We start from the raw sequence: 16,586 nt of genomic DNA, 5'->3' as shown, positions 1-16,586 counted from the left end.
TCCTTGGAGCCCCCTACAAGGTGCGTCGGGCTTGCCGAGGCGGCGCTTGGCCGCTAAAAGGGGCCGCGTCGCCAGGGTCTTCGCGCGATTTGGCAGCAGTGCGAAGCGGCACCTGAGAGGGCGGAGCGGGCCAGTGAGCTGTGCCTGCCGGAGGCCGCCCCTCCCCCGCGGGGGATTTCCCGGGGCGGCGGCTTTTCGCTCCACGGCACCACTTAAGACATACGGTTTTTCATGACTGCACAGACCCTCGACGTCGTGACCATCGGCAATGCCCTGGTCGACGTTCTCGCCAAGGCCGAAGACTCCTTCCTGGAAACCCACGGCATCCCTAAGGGCAGCATGACCCTGATCGACGAGCCGCGCGCCCTGCACCTCTATGACGCCATGGGCCCGGCGGTCGAGGTCTCCGGCGGCTCGGCCGGCAACACGGCGGCGGGGATCGCTTCTCTGGGCGGCAAGGCGGCCTTCCTGGGCAAGGTGCGCGACGACCAGCTGGGCGCCATCTTCACCCACGACATCCGCGCCACCGGCGTCGCCTTCGACGTGCCCCACGCCGGCAGCGGCCCGGCCACCGGGCGCTCCATGATCCTGGTGACCCCCGACGCCCACCGTTCCATGAACACCTTCTTGGGCGCTGCCGTGGAATTCGGCCCCGACGACGTGATCGACGCCCAGGTGCAGGCCGCCGCCGTCACCTATATGGAGGGCTACCTCTGGGACTCGCCCACGGCCAAGGCGGCCTTCCTGAAGGCGGCGCGGCTGGCCCACGCCGCGGGACGCAGGATCTCCCTCACCCTTTCCGACCCCTTCCTCGTCAACCGCTACAAGGACGAACTGAAGGACTTCATGGAGAAGCACGTCGACATCGTCTTCGCCAATGAAGAAGAGGTCTGCAGTCTCTATGACGCCACCGACTTCGACACCGCCCTGCAATGCGTGCGCGCCCACTGCGACGTGGCGGCCCTGACCCGCAGCGAGAAGGGCGCGGTCATCGTTGCCGGCGAGGAAGTCCACGTGGTCGACGCCGCTCCGGTCAAGGAAGTGGTGGACACCACCGGCGCCGGCGACCTCTTCGCCGCCGGTTTCCTCTACGGCATTACCAACGGCCAGTCCCTTTACGACAGCGGGCGCATCGGCGCCCTCGCCGCCGCCGAGGTGATCTCCCACGTCGGCGCGCGCCCGGAGCGGACCCTCGCGGACCTGGTGGCCGCGCAGCTCGGGCCGGCGCAGGCGAAGCGGGCATGAGGCCCCTTCAGCCGATCCTCTTTCCAGAAAGCAGAACGACAGCATGACGGTTCAGGCCAGTAACATTCGCAATATTGCGATCATCGCCCACGTCGACCACGGCAAGACGACCCTTGTCGACGAGCTGCTGAAGCAGTCCGGCACCTATCACAGCCATCAGCAGGTGACCGAGCGGGCGATGGACTCCAACGACCTGGAGCGCGAACGCGGCATCACCATCCTCGCCAAGTGCACGGCGGTCACCTGGGGCGACGTCAAGATCAACATCGTCGACACGCCCGGCCACGCCGACTTCGGCGGCGAGGTGGAGCGCATCCTCTCCATGGTCGACGGCGTCCTGCTGCTGGTCGACGCGGCCGAAGGCCCCATGCCGCAGACCAAGTTCGTCACCGCCAAGGCGCTGGCCCGCGGCCTCAAGCCCATCGTGGTGGTCAATAAGGCCGACAAGCCCGACGCCCGCCCGCACTGGGTGCACGACCAGGTCTTCGACCTCTTCGTGGCGCTGGAGGCCTCCGACGAGCAGCTCGATTTCCCCACCCTCTTCGCCTCGGCCAAGCAGGGCTGGGCCGTCGCCGACCTGGAGGAGGAGCGCAAGGACCTGCACCAGCTCTTCGACCTCATCGTCAAGCACGTGCAGCCGCCGGTGGCCGACCCCGAGGCGCCCTTCGCCATGCTGGCGACGACGCTGGAGGCCGACAACTTCCTGGGCCGCATCCTCACTGGGCGGGTCTACAGCGGCACCGCCAAGATCAACATGCCGGTGAAGGTGCTGCGCCGCGACGGCAAGGTGCTGACTGGCGGGCGGCTGACCAAGCTGCTGTCCTTCGACGGCCTGAAGCGCGAGCCGGTGGAGGAAGCCGCGGCGGGCGACATCGTCGCCATCGCCGGCCTGGCCGAGGCCACCGTGGCCGACACCATCGCCGCGCCGGAATTTCCCGAAGCCCTGGAATCGCAGCCCATCGACCCGCCGACGCTGGCCATGACCTTCTCGGTGAACGACTCGCCGCTGGCCGGCCAGGAAGGCGACAAGGTCACCTCGCGCATGATCCGCGACCGGCTGATGCGCGAGGCCGAGGGCAACGTCGCCATCCGCATCACCGAGACCGAGGACAAGGACGCCTTCGAGGTGGCCGGGCGCGGCGAGCTGCAGCTCGGCGTCCTGATCGAGACCATGCGCCGCGAGGGCTTCGAGCTGTCGATCTCGCGCCCGCGCGTGCTGTTCCGCAACGATCCCGAAAGCGGCCAGCGCCTGGAGCCGATCGAAGAGGTCCAGGTCGACGTGGACGACGACTACTCCGGCGTGGTGGTGGAGAAGATGGGCCTGCGCAAGGCCGAGCTGATCGACATGCGGCCCTCGGGCGGCGGCAAGACGCGCGTCACCTTCCTGGCGCCGGCGCGCGGCCTCATCGGCTATCACGGCGAGTTCCTGACCGACACCCGCGGCACCGGCATCATGAACCGGGTGTTCCACAGCTACGCCCCCTACAAGGGCCCGATCCAGGGCCGGCGCAACGGCGTGCTGATCTCCAACGGCACCGGCAAGGCGGTGCCCTATGCCCTGTGGAACCTGGAGGAACGCGGCGAGATCTTCATCGACCCGGGCAAGCCGGTCTACGAAGGCATGGTGATCGGCGAGCACAGCCGCGGCAACGACCTGGAAGTGAACCCGATGAAGGCCAAGCAGCTCACCAACATGCGCGCCTCCGGCAAGGACGAGGCCGTGCGCCTCACCCCGCCGCGCGTCATGTCGCTGGAGCAGGCTTTGGCCTATATTGCCGACGACGAGCTGGTGGAGGTGACGCCCAAGTCGATCCGCCTGCGCAAGCGCCTGCTCGACCCGCACGCGCGCAAGAAGGAGAGCCGGCTGAAGGATGCCGTCTGAGGAAACAGTAAGCAGGCCCAGGCGATCCTGGGCGGAGGCTTTCGAGGTCTACCTGCACCCGCGCGTCATCGGGATGCTGTTCCTCGGCTTCTCCGCCGGCCTGCCCTTCCTGCTGCTGTTCTCGACGCTGTCGCTGTGGCTGCGTGACGCCGAGGTCACCCGCACTTCGGTGGGCTTCTTCGCCTGGGTCGGCATCACCTTCTCGATCAAGGTTTTCTGGGCGCCGGTCATCGACCATCTGCCCGTTCCTCTGTTGACCCGCCTCCTGGGCAAGCGGCGGAGCTGGATGCTGGTCGGGCAGCTCGGTGTTATCGCCGGCCTGATCGCGATTGCCGTCATAAACTTGCAGGCCGTGCCCGCGATCGCCGAGGGGACGGGTGTCGTCACGCCGGTATCGCCGGACCGCTTCTGGGTGATCTGCGTGGCGCTGGCGGCCCTGCTGGTCGCCTTTTCCTCGGCGACTCAGGACGTGGCGCTCGACGCCTACCGTATCGAAGCGGCGCCGGACGACCTGCAGGGCGGCATGGCCGCGACCTATCAGCTCGGCTATCGCATCGGCCTCCTCGCCGCCGGCGCCGGCGCCCTCTACCTCGCCGACTTCTGGTCCTGGCAGGTTTCCTACAGTGTCATGGCTGCCCTGATGCTGGTGGGTATGGTCACGGTGTTCGTCATCAGGGAACCGGAATCGAGCCGCCCGGCGGGGGCGATCTTCCAGGAAGACCACGTCGCTCATTACATGGAAGGTCTCGGCGACCTGTCCGAACGTCAGCGCCGTCTGCTCGGGTGGTTCTATGGCGCCGTGGTTTGCCCGTTTCAGGACTTCTTTCAGCGCAATGGCATCTTTGCCTTCGTGATTCTCGGCTTCATTTCGGTCTACCGCCTCAGCGACATCACCATGGGGGTGATGGCGAACGTCTTCTATGACGACATGGGCTTCACGAAGCTCGACATTGCCAACGTCAGCAAGACCTTCGGCATCTTCGTGAGCATTGGCGGCGCCTTGTTGGGGGGCATCCTGGTCGCGCGCTATGGCATCATGATGATCCTGTTCCTCGGCGCGGTCTTGGTCGCTCTTACAAACCTGTTGTTCGCCTGGTTGGCGACACAGGGGCCCGATGTTTGGTTCCTTGCGATGACCATTTCGGCCGATAATCTTTCGGCCGGCATCGCGGGCACGGCCTTCATCGCTTATCTCTCCAGCCTGACGAACCGGAACTTCACGGCGACGCAGTACGCGCTCTTCTCGTCGCTCTTCACGCTCTTCGGCAAGTTCGTCGCGGGTTTCTCCGGCGCCATCGTCGATGCCGAGGGCTATGTCTTCTTCTTCATCTACGCCTCGATCCTCGGCATTCCGGCGATTTTGCTCGTGCTTTATCTCATGTACCATCAGCGGCACAAGGAACGTCTCCTTTCGGCATCCCGCGAGGCGGTACATGAGCAAAGCGACTGACTCAAAAATCGAGATCCACTCCGGTGACATCACCAAACTGGAGGTCGACGCCATTGTGAACGCGGCCAACTCCCGGCTGCAGCCGGGTGGCGGCGTCTGCGGCGCCATCCACCGCGCGGCGGGCCGCAACCTGCGGGAAGCCTGCGAGAAGATCGGCCGCTGCAAGACCGGCGATGCTGTCGCGACCGACGGCTATGAGCTGAAGGCGAAGTACGTGATCCACACCGTCGGCCCGGTGTGGCGCGGCGGCAAGCAGAACGAGGACGGCCTTCTCGCCTCCTGCTACCGCACCTCCTTGAAGATCGCCAGGCAGATCGGCGCGCGCTCGGTCGCCTTCCCGGCCATCTCCACCGGCATCTACGCCTTCCCCCTGGAGCGGGCGACGCAGATCGCCGTGGCCACGGTGCGCGACTTCCTGGCCCAGGAGCAAGAGTCGGACGAGGCCGTCGACAAGGTGGTCTTCTGCACCTTCGGGGCGGAGGCCGAGGCGGCCTACCGCAAGGAACTCGGCCGCTGACCCGCGCCCCGGCTGATCCAGATCATCGTGCCGTCATCCTGGCGTGATAGCCTGAGGGCCATTGCAATGCTGCGTTCCCGAAAGAGCTTCAGGACCTTCCGCCGGTGACCATCCGCAATCTCGACGCCCTCTTCAAGCCGCGCTCCATTGCCCTGGTGGGCGGCAGCCGGCGTGACGGCTCCCTGGGGGCGGTGCTGGCGCGCAACCTTTTCCATGGCGGCTTCGAGGGGCCGATCCTGCCCCTGCACCGCAAGCACGAGAGCCTGGAGGGGGTGCTGGCCTATCCCTCGGTGGAGGCGCTGCCGCTGGCGCCGGATTTGGCGATCATCGCCACCCCGCCGGACAGCGTTCCCCAGCTCATCGCCGATTTCGCCGCCCGCGGCACCCGCGCCGCGGTGGTCATCACCGCCGGCGTCGGCGACGGCGACGGCGGCGGGTTGCGCCAGCGGATGCTGGACGCGGCGCGGCCCCACCTTCTGCGCATCGTCGGGCCCAACTGCCTGGGCATGATGGTGCCGGCCCTCGGCATCAACGCCAGTTTCAGCCACATCGCGCCGCTGCCCGGCGACCTCGCCTTCGTCACCCAGTCCGGCGCCATGGTCACGGCCATGCTGGACTGGGCGACGCCGCGCGGCATCGGCTTCTCCAAGGTCGTCTCTCTGGGTGACAAGGCCGACGTGGATTTCGGCGACCTGCTCGACTACCTGGCCATGGACCCCGAGACCAAGTCGATCCTGCTCTACGTGGAGTCGATCAGCCACGCCCGCAAGTTCATGTCGGCGGCGCGCATCGCCGCGCGCAACAAGCCGGTCATCGTCATCAAGGGCGGCCGCTTTGCCGAGGGTGCGAAGGCTGCCGCCTCCCATACCGGGGCGCTGGCCGGGGCCGACGCGGTCTACGACGCGGTCTTCGCGCGCGCCGGCATGCTGCGCGTCTATTCCCTGGAGGAGCTGTTCGATGCGGCCGAGACCCTGGCAAACTATGCGGCCGCCAGCTCCACGCGCCGCGGCGACTCCCGCCTCGCCATCCTCACCAACGGCGGCGGCCTGGGGGTGCTGGCGACCGATGCGCTGATCGAAGGGGGCGGCAAGCTGGCCGAGCTGGCGCCGGAGACCGTCGCCGCACTGGACAAGCACCTGCCGGCGACCTGGAGTCGCGCCAACCCCGTCGACATCATCGGCGACGCCCCGGGCTCGCGCTACAAGGCGGCGATGGCGGCCCTGCTGCGCGACCCGAACAGCGACGCCGTGCTGGCCATGCACTGCCCCGTCGCCGTCGCCGATCCTAACGAGGCGGCCCAGGCGGTGATCGAAGCCCGTGCCGAAAGCGAGCAAAGCCATCACCGTCCGGTTCTCGCCGCCTGGGTCGGCGAACAGGCGGTGGGCGAGGCGCGCCGGTCCTTCGCGGAACACCGTCTGCCCCACTACCCGACGCCGGAACAGGCGGTGCGCGCCTTCATGCATCTGGAACGCTACCGTCACGCCCAATCGCTGCTGATGCGGGTGCCGCCCTCGGTGCCGGAGAGCGCGGCGCCGGACACCGCCCTGGTGCGCAAACTCGCCGCCACGGCAATCGGCGAAGGCCGCGAGTGGCTGAACGAGGCCGAAGCCAAGCAGGCGCTGGCGGCCTACGGAATCCCGGTGCTGCCGGCCGAGGTGGTGGCGACGCCCGGGGAAGCCGGCGCGGCCGCCGCGCGGATCGGCGGGCCGGTGGCGCTGAAGATCCTGTCGCGCGACATCACCCACAAGAGCGACCTGGGCGGCGTGGCGCTGGACCTGGAAGGCGCCGAGGCGGTCGAGCGGGCGGCCGAGGCCATGCTGAAGCGCATCGCCAAGGCGGCCCCCAAGGCGCGCCTGCAGGGCTTCACGGTGCAGGCCATGTGCCGCCGCCCCCAGGCCGAGGAGCTGATCCTCGGCGTGGTCGACGACGCGCAGTTCGGTCCGGTCATGCTGTTCGGCCAGGGTGGCACTGCCGTGGAGGTGATCAAGGACAAGGCGCTGGCCCTGCCGCCGCTGGACCCGGTGCTGGCCGAGGCGATGATGCAGCAGACCCGGGTCTACAAGCTGCTGCAGGGTTACCGCGACCGCCCGCCCGCCGCCATCGCAGAGGTCGCCGCCTGCCTCGTCCGCCTGTCGCAGCTCATCATCGACGTGGCCGAGATCACGGAAGTCGACATCAATCCCCTGCTGGCCGACAGCGAGGGCGTCATCGCCCTGGATGCCCGCATCCGCCTCGCTGGCGCCTCTCTCGGCGAAGAGGCCGGCAGGCTCTGCGGCGCCGACCGCTTGGCGATCCGTCCTTATCCCAAGGCGTTGGAGCAGACCTTCGCCCTGCCGGACGGGCAAAAGATCTTCCTGCGCCCGCTGCGCCCCGAGGATGCCGAGGCCCTGCGCGAAGGTTTTCGGCACATGGATCCGGAAGACGTGCGCATGCGCTTTTTCGCGCAGATGCGCGAGATGCCGCCGGACTTGGCGGCACGCCTCACGCAGCTCGACTACGACCGCGAAATGGCGCTGGCCGCCTTCCCGGCGCCAGGCGAGGACCACAGCGCCAAGGGCGGAGACCGCGGCGGCCTGGGCGTGGTGCGACTGGTCGCCGACCCGGACAACCAGCGCGCCGAGTTCGCCATCGCCATCCGCTCCGACGCCAAGGGCCGCGGCCTGGGCCGCGCGCTGATGGAGCGCATCATGGACTTCGCGGTGAGGCGGGGCCTCAGCGAAGTTTGGGGCGACGTGCTGGCCGACAACGCGCGCATGTTGGCGCTCTGCGACGAGCTGGGCTTTCAACGCGGCGCACCGGAAGACGGCATAATCCGCGTCCGCCGCCCGCTGCGCGAGTAACTGCTCGGAGATTGCGGTGCATCCTTCGAGATGGCGCTGCCGCGCCTCCTCAGGATGAGGCAGGAGCTTAGTTGACCTCATGCTGAGGAGTGAGCGTCAGCGAGCGTCTCGAAGCACGAGGTCATTCAGGCACTGGGCCGGTCGAGGGAGTAGCCGGCCGAGCGCACGGTGCGGATCAGATCCTCCTCGCCGCTTTGGTTCAGCGCCTTGCGCAGCCGGCGGATGTGGACGTCGACGGTGCGCGGCTCCACGTAGACGTCGCGGCCCCAGACCGAATCCAGAAGCTGCTCGCGGGTGAAGACGCGACCGGGGTGTTGCATCAGGTGGCGCAGCAGGCGGAACTCCGTCGGGCCCAGATGGATGTCCTGGCCATTGCGTTTGACGCGGTGCGCCGCCAGGTCCATGGCCAGGTCCTCGAAGGTCAGCATCTCGCTGCTCAGCTCCGGCTTGCTCCGGCGCAGCACCGCGTTGACGCGTGCGATCATCTCCGCCGGCGAGAAGGGCTTGGTGATGTAGTCGTCGCAACCGCTGTCCAGCCCGCGCAGCTTGTCGCTCTCCTCGCCGCGCGCCGTCAACATGATGATCGGCACGCGCTTGGTTTCCGATTTGCTGCGCAACTGCCGGCAAACCTCGATGCCGGACATCAGCGGCAGCATCCAGTCCAGCAGGATCAGGTCCGGCACCTCTTCGGCGGCCGCCACAAGGGCCTCCTCGCCGTCGCCCGCGGTGTTTATGCGGAAGCCCGCACTTTCAAGGTTGTAGCGCAGCATCGTGACCAGGGCCTCCTGGTCCTCGACGATCAGGACAAGAGGTTTCATGCGCCCTCCCCGTCTTCCGTGCCGCCTTCCTCAACGTCTTCCGGATTCATGATCTGGAAACTGGAGAGGTCGTTCTTCGGGCGGCCGCCTTGGATGCGCTTTCCGGTCGTAAGATAGTGTGTCGTCTCGGCGATGTTAGTGGCGTGATCGCCGATGCGCTCGATGTTCTTGGCAATGAACAGCAAATGCGTGCAGGGCGTGATGTTGCGCGGGTCTTCCATCATGTAGGTGAGGAGCTCGCGGAACAGCGCCGTGTACATCTCGTCGACCTCTTCGTCGCGGTGCCAGACGTCGATCGCGCGGTTGGGGTCGTGGTTGGCGTAGGCGTCGAGCACGTCCTTGATGATCGCCTGCACCAGCTTGGCCATGCGCGGGATGGAGCGCGTCGCCTCGTGGGGCGCAAGCTGGTTGAGGGCCAAGGTGCGCTTGGCGACGTTCTTGGCATAGTCGCCGATGCGCTCCAGGTCGCTCGAAATCTTCAGCGCCGAAATCACTTCGCGCAGATCGTTGGCCATGGGCTGGCGCAGCGCCAGGGTGCGCACCGCGTTCTCGTCCAGCTCCAGGTCCATCTCGTCGATGGCCTCGTCACCCGCGACCACCTTCTGCGCCAGCTCCGAATCGCGGCGCGCCAGAGCGTCGATCGCATTGGCCATCTGGGCCTCGGCGAGACCGCCCATGCGCAGCACGATGGCGTTGAGTTGCTGCAGTTCCTCGTCGAAGGATTTGACGATGTGGTTGGCGCTCATGCTTGCCTGCCCTTCGCGTCTCGTGTTTGTCCAGGGGTCAGCCGAAGCGGCCGGTGATGTAGCCCTGGGTGCGCTCGTCGCGCGGGTTGGTGAACAACTGCTCGGTGTCCCCGACCTCGACCAGGACGCCCAGATGGAAGAAGGCGGTGCGCTGCGAAACGCGCGCGGCCTGCTGCAAGGAGTGGGTGACGATGACGATGGTGAAGTTCTGCCGCAGCTCGTCGATCAGTTCTTCGATCTTCGCCGTCGCGATGGGATCCAGGGCCGAGCAGGGCTCGTCCATCAGGATCACTTCCGGGTTCACGGCGATGGCGCGGGCGATGCAAAGGCGCTGCTGCTGGCCGCCGGACAGGCCGGTCCCCGGCGCCTGCAGGCGGTCCTTCACCTCGTCCCAGAGCCCGGCCTTCATGAGGCTGAGCTCCACAATGCCGTCCAGTTCCGCTTTGGTCTCGGCGATGCCGTGCAGGCGCGGCCCGTAGGCGATATTGTCGTAAATCGACTTGGGAAAGGGATTCGGCTTCTGAAACACCATGCCGACGCGCGCGCGCAGCTGCACCACGTCCAGGCCGCTGCGGTAGATGTCGACATCGTCCAGGGTGATCTCCCCTTCCACGCGGCAGGTGTCGATCACGTCGTTCATGCGGTTGAGGCAGCGCAGGAAGGTCGACTTCCCGCAGCCTGAAGGACCGATCAGGGAGATGACCTGGTTCTCGCCGATCTCCAGATCGACGTCTTTCAATGCCTTGGTGTCGCCGTAGTAGACCGATACCCCGCGGGCGCTGATCTTCGCCGTGCCGTCCGGCGCCGCGGCGGGGATTTCCGATTGGAGAACTGCTTCCATGATGTCTTCCCTTTCCTGGAACCGCTTCGTCGTCGGCCTGCCGGCTACCACTTCCGTTCGAAGCGCTTGCGCAGCAGAACGGCCAGGGCGTTCATAACGATAAGGAAGGCCAGCAGCACCATGATGGCGCCGTTGGTCTTCTCCATGAAGGCGCGCTCCGGAGAGTCCGCCCAAAGATAGATCTGGACCGGCAGCACCGTCGCCGGATCGGTGACGCCCCCGGGCACGTCCACGATGAAGGCGACCATGCCGATCATCAGCAGCGGCGCGGTCTCGCCCAGCGCCTGGGCCATGCCGATGATGGTGCCGGTCATGATGCCGGGCAGCGCGAGCGGCAGCACGTGGTGCGTGACCACCTGCAGCGGCGAGGCGCCGATGCCCAGAGCGGCTTCGCGGATCGACGGCGGCACCGCTTTCAGCGCGGCGCGCCCGGCGATGATGATGGTCGGCAGGGTCATCAGCGCCAGAACCATGCCGCCCACCAGCGGCGCCGAGCGCGGCAGGCCGAAGGTCCCCAGAAAGACCGCCAGGCCCAGCAGGCCGAAGATGATCGAGGGCACCGCGGCCAGGTTGTTGATGTTGACCTCGATCAAATCGGTCCAGCGGTTCTTGGGCGCGAACTCTTCCAGGTAGACCGCCGAGAGCACGCCCACCGGAAAAGTCAGCAGCAGAGTGACCAGCAGGGTGTAGGCGGAACCGACGACCGCTCCCCAGATGCCCGCCTGCTCCGGTTCGCGCGAGTCGCCGGAGGTGAGGAACGCGCTGTTGAACCGCAGCTCGACCCCGCCGCGCGACTCCAGGGACTCGATCCAACGGATTTCGTTGTCCTTGACGCGGCGGTCGCTCTCCGGCAAGCGGCGGTCGATGGCGCCCTTGATCAGGCTGTCGACGTCGTCGGAGGAACGCATCCACAGTGTCTGCGTGGTGCCGATCAGCGCGGGATCGGCCACCACCTGGTCGCGCACGTCGTAGCCCGCGGCGCTGGACACCAGGCCGTAGAGCTTCAGCTTGTCGCGGCGCCCGGTCACCTCGGGGAACATCTCGCGCAGTGCCTGCTTCACCAGGCCCTGGTAGTCGGCGGAATGAAGGGTTTGCGGGTCGCGGTCGCCCTGCGGGTCGATGGCCTGGGCGTCGAGATGAACGGGGATCGCCAGGTAGGTCTGCTGAAAGGCGGTGTAGCCGTTCGATACGATGGTGCCGATCAGCAGGCCCAGGATGCTCAGCGCGGCGACGATGGCCGAAATGCCGTAGAGGCGGAAGCGCCGCTCGGCGGCGTAGCGCCGCTTCAGGCGCGCTTCCGAAAGATCGGCGCGGCGCAGGGTGGGCATCGTGCTCTCAGTCATACTTCTCTCGATATTTCCGGACCACGTGCAGTGCGACCACGTTGAGCGCCAGGGTGACGGTGAAGAGCACCAGGCCCAGGGCGAAGGCGGCCAGGGTCTTGGCGCTGTCGAACTCCTGGTCGCCGACCAGCAGCGTGACGATCTGCACGGTGACCGTGGTGACCGCTTCCAGGGGGTTGGCGGTCAGGTTGGCGGCCAGGCCGGCGGCCATGACCACGATCATGGTCTCGCCGATGGCGCGGCTCATGGCCAGCAGCAGGCTGCCGACGATGCCCGGCAGGGCCGCCGGAAAGATCACCTGCTTGATGGTCTCCGAGCGGGTGGCGCCCAGGGCGTAGGCGCCGTCGCGCAGGGAACGCGGCACGGCGTTCATCACGTCGTCGCTCAGCGAGGAGACGAAGGGAATGATCATGATGCCCATCACCGCGCCGGCGGCCAGCGCCGATTCCGACGAAACGTTCAGACCCAGGGCCTCACCGGTATTGCGGATGAAGGGCGCGACGGTCAGGGCGGCGAAGAAGCCGTAGACCACCGTCGGCACGCCGGCGAGGATCTCCAGCATCGGCTTCACCGTGGCGCGCACCTTCGGCGGCGCGTACTCGGACATGTAGATGGCGGAGAAGAGGCCGATGGGCACCGCCACGCACATGGCGATGAAAGTGATCATCAGGGTGCCGGCGAGAAGCGGCACCGCCCCGAAAGCGCCGGAGGAGCCCACCTGGTCCTCGCGCAGGGCCGTCTGCGGGCTCCAGTTGAGGCCGAAGAGAAACTCCGTGAGCGGCACGCGGGCGAAGAAGCGGTAGGCCTCGAAGGCCAGCGACAGCACGATCCCGATGGTGGTCAGGATGGCGATGGTCGAGGCGACCACCATCAGCACGGACACCGTGCGCTCGACCAGGTTGCGCGCGCGCAGGCCCGGAGCGATGCGCCGGCGTGCGTAGGTCAGGCCCAGAACGGCGAGGGAGATGGCGGCGACCGCCATGGCGGCGTTGCCGATCTGGCGCACCGACCGGTAACTGTCGGCGGCCGCCTGCAGCGCCGGATCGACGTCGCGGCTGACGATGTTGCCGGAGGCCAGGTTCTCGATATCGGTGATCAAGAGGGACAGGCGGTCGGCCGGCAGGTCGCGGGCGTCGGCGGGCAGGTTTGCGACCAGCAGCCACTGGGCGACCTGCGGCTCGGCGATCAGCCAGACCGCCATCAGCAGCAGGCTGGGGATGCCGCACCACAGGGCGACGTAGAGGCCGTAGTACTGCGGGCGGGAATGCAGGGTCGACGGGTGGCCGCCGCTGACCGTCCGCGCGCGGCGCCGGCCGAAGGCATAACCGGCGGAGGAAAGAACCAGCAGAACGGCGATGAGAAGAAAGCTATTCATGTCGGTCCGTTAAGTCGCGGTCTTGCGGGGCGGCGGCGTTTCCCCGAAAACGCCTGAAAAAAAATCGAAGGGCGGAAGAGAGCTCAAAAGAAGACCTGGAAAGAGGGACGTTAGCCAAGCGGGAACGGGCTGCCGGCGGCGACGGCTCCGCCGCCGGCAGATATTTTCGCCCTACATGGACAGCGGCGCGAAGCCGTTGGCCGCGTCATGCATGGCCTTGCGGTCGGCATCCGGCAGCGGGATCAGGCCCTTCTCCACCAGGTAACCGTCTTCGCCCCAGGCCTTTTCCGAGGTGAACTCGGCGACGTATTCCCTGATGCCGGGGATGGTGCCGGCATGCTCCTGCTTCACATAGAAGTAGAGCGAGCGGGAAACGCCGTAGTCGCCCGAGGCGATGTTCTCGAACTCCGGCGCCACGCCCTCGACGATGGAACCGTGCAGCTTGTCGGCGTTCTGATCCAGGAAGCTGAAGCCGAAGATCCCCAGGGCGACCGGATTGGCTTCCAGCTTCTGGACGATCAGGTTGTCGTTCTCGCCGGCCTCGACGAAGGCGCCGTCTTCGCGCAGCGCATGGGCGACCTGCTTGAAGCCGGCCTTGTCGAGGGCCTCGATCTCCGGGAATTCCTTCGCGGCCTCTTCCATCACCAGCTCGACGAAGGCGTCGCGGGTGCCGCTGGTCGGCGGCGGGCCCAGTACCTCGATCTTCTCGTTCGGCAGCGAGGAGTCGATCTGGTTCCAGTTGGTGTAGGGGTTGGCGACCAGCTTGCCGTCGACCGGCACCTGCTTGGCCAGCGCCAGGAAGATCTGCTTCTTGGTCAAGTCGAACTGCGGGGCCGACTTGGCGTTCGCCATGACGATGCCGTCGTAGCCGACCTTCACCTCGGTCACGGTGATGCCGTTCTTGGTGCAGGTCTCGAACTCGGATTTCTTCATGCGCCGCGAGGCGTTGGTGATGTCCGGGTGCTCCGTGCCGACGCCGGCGCAGAACAGCTTTATGCCGCCGCCCGAGCCGGTGCTCTCGACGACGGGCGTCTTGAAGCTGGTGCTGCGGCCGAAGTTCTCGGCAACGGCCGTGGAGAAGGGGAACACCGTCGAGGAACCGACGATACGGATCTGGTCACGCGCCTCGGCCAGGGCCGGCGCCGTCAAAACCAGGCCGGCAACGGCCGCCACGGCAAACTTGTTCTTGATCACGGGGATTACCTCCGCTGAATGCCCATAGATGAAACTCTGTCGCACTGCTTAAACCGCCGGCGTCCGGACCATCTCTGCGATGGCCGGCCGGAGGGCCGCAATGCCCCTGCCGGCCTCGTGCCGGCGGCGCCAACCTAGGGCTCCTCGGCGATGCTATTACTACAGTTAGATGACAGTTCCATGACAACCGCCGCCGGGGCGGGGAAAACCCGCCGGAGGCGCGAAATTCATCCAGCGATTTTCGGGTCTTGGCCGCCTCGCCGGAAAGATTCTGCGGAACTTTTCTTATGACGCCTTGGGGGCGTCCAGGGTCGCCGCGGCTTCCGCCGCCGAGGGCAGATAGACCGAGAAGGTGGCGCCCTCGCCGGGCCGGCTCTCGATTTCCAGCGCCCCGCGGTGCCGGTTGACGATGTGCTTGACGATGGCCAGCCCCAGGCCGGTGCCGCCCAGGCGGCGCGAGCGCCGGCTATCGACCCGGTAGAAGCGCTCGGTCAGGCGCGGGATGTGCTCGCGCCCGATGCCCTCGCCCTCGTTGGACACCGATATCTTCAGCCCGGCGCGGCCCAGCCGCCGCTCCCCGGCCCCGTCTTTCGCCAGGCGGCGGGCGGCGACATGGACCACCGTGCCGTCGTCGCCGTACTTCACCGCGTTGTCCAGCAGGTTCTGGAACACCTGGGTCAGCTCGTCACGGTCGCCGATGGCTGGGGGCAGGTTCCCGGCCGCGATCTCGATGCGCATGCCGCGCCGCGCCGCCTCCAGCTCCAGGGTCGAGGCGACGGAGCGCAGGATTTGCGCGATGTCGCTCCGGCTCGAGGGTGCGCTGTGCTCCTGCAGTTCGATGCGCGACAGGGACAGCAGGTCGTCCACCAGCCGCGACATGCGGTGCGACTGCTCCTCCATGATCTTCAGGAAGCGGTCCCTGGCTTCGGCGTCTTCGCGGGCCGGGCCGCGCAGGGTCTCGATGAAGCCGATCAGGCTGGTCAGCGGCGTGCGCAGTTCGTGCGAGACGTTGGCGACGAAATCGGCGCGCATGCGTTCGCTCTGCTTGATCCCGGTCAGATCGTAGAGCGCGATCATCACGCAGGCGCGCTCGCCCGCGGCGCCGGGCAGGCGCAGCACCCTGGCCGCCATGGCGCGCTCGACCTTGCCGGGGATCGGGAACTCCACGCTCTCCTGTCCGCCGCCCTCCAGCACCGCGTCGACGGCGGCCAGCAGCGCCGGGTTGCGGAACCCCAGCGCCAGGTCGCGCCCCGCCAGATCCCGGGCCAGGTCATGGCCCAGCAGCGCCTCGGCCGCCGGGTTGAGGCGCTGCACCCGGCGGTCCTCGGCCACCAGGATCAAGGGGTCCGGCAGGCCGGCCAGCACCGCGGCGTTGAGCGCCATGGTGTCTTTCAGGTCGCGGCGTCTTGCGCGCTGCTCGCGGGCGGTCTCGGCGATGGCTTCCGCCAAGCCCGGCGACAGCAGATCGCCGCCCGAGGGCGCACCCGGCAGGGGGCTGTCGTCGCCGGCCTCGCGCAGGCGGCTCAGGTAGCCGGTCAGGGTCTCCAGGCGGCGGAAGTGGCGGTTCAGCATGACCATTGTCAGCGCCAGCGCCGCCGCGGCGGCCAGGCCGGCGGCCAGGGGAGGCAGGAGGCCGAGGAGCGTCAGCGCCGCCAGCACCAGGGCGCAGGGCAGCCACAGCACCGCGGCGGCGATCGGCAGGCGGCCCCATCCCGGTGCGGCCGCGGCCTGCGCCGCCGGGCTATCGCCTGCGGCCGCCGTCCTGTCAGCCCCGCTTTGCGGCGCCTCTTCGCTCATGCCGGTTTCCTGCCTGCCGGACAAATCCAGGGCGCGAGTCTAGCACGCCCGCCCGCCCGGTTGCGCGTGAAGCTTTTGCAACGGCCTCAGTCCGGGTCGGCAATGTAGCGTTTGATGTAGCGGTGCATCAGCCAATAGACCAGGACCATGGTGCCCGTGGTCGCCACGAGGAGAATTCCCTGTCCCACCGGATCCGCCTTGAGGAGTTGTGGAACCTGGAAGAAGAACGAGAAAACGATCATCAGAACCAGTAGCACCACGCCCCAGGCGCGAAAGGCGGTCAGCGTCCAAGGCCTCATGCGCCACAGGCCCACGGCGGTCGCCCCTGCCGTGACCGCGTAAGCGACCGCCAGAACAGTGAAGTACGCCGGCCAGCCGATCCCGGCGGCAGGGAAGACCATTGCATTGCCGATGGCCGACAAAGTCAGCCAGCCCATCAGCAGGCTCAGCAGGGTGGCGCCCAGCGGGCGCTTGCGGTGTGGCCGCTCCGGGTTTTCGCGGTCCGTCACCGCGGGTCTCTTCGTCCGGAGGAGTTTCG

The 16,586-nt window shown here is 67.5% G+C and carries 13 protein-coding genes; 5 read left to right on the top strand and 8 right to left on the bottom strand.

The genetic code is table 11. The annotated features are described in order from the left end of the window. The first annotated feature begins 231 nt into the window (after positions 1 to 231). From AAFN88_RS02915 to AAFN88_RS02895, 5 genes are all read left to right on the top strand, one after another. Positions 232 to 1,245, top strand: a complete 1,014-nt coding sequence (locus AAFN88_RS02915; protein WP_347518034.1) for an adenosine kinase — start codon at positions 232 to 234, stop codon at positions 1,243 to 1,245. Between the two features lie 43 nt (positions 1,246 to 1,288). Then, positions 1,289 to 3,127, top strand: a complete 1,839-nt coding sequence (gene typA, locus AAFN88_RS02910) for a translational GTPase TypA (RefSeq protein WP_347518033.1) — start codon at positions 1,289 to 1,291, stop codon at positions 3,125 to 3,127. After that, positions 3,117 to 4,577 (top strand): MFS transporter, encoded by a 1,461-nt coding sequence (locus AAFN88_RS02905; protein ID WP_347518032.1) that lies wholly within the window; start codon positions 3,117 to 3,119, stop codon positions 4,575 to 4,577. Before typA ends, AAFN88_RS02905 begins: the two co-directional genes overlap by 11 nt. Then, positions 4,561 to 5,094 (top strand): O-acetyl-ADP-ribose deacetylase, encoded by a 534-nt coding sequence (locus AAFN88_RS02900; RefSeq protein ID WP_347518031.1) that lies wholly within the window; start codon positions 4,561 to 4,563, stop codon positions 5,092 to 5,094. The genes AAFN88_RS02905 and AAFN88_RS02900 overlap by 17 nt, the downstream gene beginning before the upstream one ends. Positions 5,095 to 5,198: 104 nt before the next feature. Further along, the gene (locus tag AAFN88_RS02895) at positions 5,199 to 7,934 is read left to right on the top strand and encodes a bifunctional acetate--CoA ligase family protein/GNAT family N-acetyltransferase (RefSeq protein WP_347518030.1); all 2,736 of its coding nucleotides are present in this window, start codon (positions 5,199 to 5,201) and stop codon (positions 7,932 to 7,934) included. 125 nt (positions 7,935 to 8,059) lie between these two features. On the opposite strand, the gene phoB is transcribed toward AAFN88_RS02895, so the two are convergent. The 8 genes from phoB to AAFN88_RS02855 form a co-directional block, all read right to left on the bottom strand. After that, positions 8,060 to 8,752, bottom strand: coding sequence for a phosphate regulon transcriptional regulator PhoB (gene phoB, locus AAFN88_RS02890; RefSeq protein ID WP_347518029.1), 693 nt, complete (start codon positions 8,750 to 8,752; stop codon positions 8,060 to 8,062). Then, positions 8,749 to 9,498, bottom strand: a complete 750-nt coding sequence (phoU, locus tag AAFN88_RS02885) for a phosphate signaling complex protein PhoU (RefSeq protein ID WP_347518028.1) — start codon at positions 9,496 to 9,498, stop codon at positions 8,749 to 8,751. The genes phoB and phoU overlap by 4 nt, the downstream gene beginning before the upstream one ends. Before the next feature lie 37 nt (positions 9,499 to 9,535). Continuing rightward, positions 9,536 to 10,339 (bottom strand): phosphate ABC transporter ATP-binding protein PstB, encoded by an 804-nt coding sequence (gene pstB / locus AAFN88_RS02880; RefSeq protein WP_347518027.1) that lies wholly within the window; start codon positions 10,337 to 10,339, stop codon positions 9,536 to 9,538. 44 nt (positions 10,340 to 10,383) lie between these two features. Next, positions 10,384 to 11,682 carry a phosphate ABC transporter permease PstA gene (gene pstA / locus AAFN88_RS02875; RefSeq protein ID WP_347518026.1) on the bottom strand — a complete coding sequence of 433 codons (1,299 nt, stop codon included), beginning with the start codon at positions 11,680 to 11,682 and terminating at the stop codon, positions 10,384 to 10,386. Next, a complete protein-coding gene (gene pstC / locus AAFN88_RS02870; RefSeq protein ID WP_347518025.1) occupies positions 11,675 to 13,057 on the bottom strand; it encodes a phosphate ABC transporter permease subunit PstC in 1,383 nt (460 codons plus the stop codon). The genes pstA and pstC overlap by 8 nt, the downstream gene beginning before the upstream one ends. Before the next feature lie 171 nt (positions 13,058 to 13,228). Continuing rightward, the gene (locus AAFN88_RS02865) at positions 13,229 to 14,251 is read right to left on the bottom strand and encodes a PstS family phosphate ABC transporter substrate-binding protein (RefSeq protein ID WP_347518024.1); all 1,023 of its coding nucleotides are present in this window, start codon (positions 14,249 to 14,251) and stop codon (positions 13,229 to 13,231) included. 285 nt (positions 14,252 to 14,536) lie between these two features. Next, a complete protein-coding gene (locus tag AAFN88_RS02860; RefSeq protein WP_347518023.1) occupies positions 14,537 to 16,048 on the bottom strand; it encodes an ATP-binding protein in 1,512 nt (503 codons plus the stop codon). A gap of 86 nt (positions 16,049 to 16,134) precedes the next feature. Then, complete coding sequence (locus tag AAFN88_RS02855) at positions 16,135 to 16,557, bottom strand: hypothetical protein (protein WP_347518022.1); 423 nt, start codon at positions 16,555 to 16,557, stop codon at positions 16,135 to 16,137. Positions 16,558 to 16,586 lie beyond the last annotated feature (29 nt).

Origin of the sequence: Pelagibius sp. CAU 1746 (genome assembly GCF_039839785.1) — a bacterium.
Classification (GTDB): Bacteria; Pseudomonadota; Alphaproteobacteria; order Kiloniellales; family Kiloniellaceae; genus Pelagibius.
The sequence above is the reverse complement of the archived record's forward strand: the minus strand, read 5'-3'. Positions and strand labels throughout refer to the sequence as shown.